Origin of the sequence: Parendozoicomonas verongulae, from assembly GCF_009711465.1 — a bacterium.
In the GTDB taxonomy this organism is placed as follows: domain Bacteria; phylum Pseudomonadota; class Gammaproteobacteria; order Pseudomonadales; family Endozoicomonadaceae; genus Sansalvadorimonas; species Sansalvadorimonas verongulae.
The window spans coordinates 2,973-3,196 of the sequence record NZ_SMME01000697.1 but is presented as its reverse complement, the minus strand read 5'-3'; the positions used below and the strand labels follow the sequence as shown (position 1 = coordinate 3,196).

The 224-nt window shown below is 56.7% G+C and carries 1 protein-coding gene; it reads left to right on the top strand.

From position 1 onward, the window contains the following. Nucleotides 1–224 (top strand): hypothetical protein (locus E1189_RS23400; RefSeq protein ID WP_196221129.1); only part of this gene is annotated, 224 nt, incomplete at both ends.

Here is a 224-nt window from a genome sequence, read left to right as displayed (position 1 = left end):
ACATTTCCAGATTATGGGTGGCACCGATAATCTGAAGGCGGCCCTGGGCATCTATACCCAGCTGCGCACTCGGGCGGCCAGAGGGAAGGTAAACACTCCCTGTGAGGATAAGACGATCGAACTGGCTCTGGGAAGGCATCTCCAGTTAATAGGAGGTACAGACAACCTGAAAGCGGCTCTGGACATATTTATCCAACTGCGCACCCGGGCGGCCGGTGGGCAGG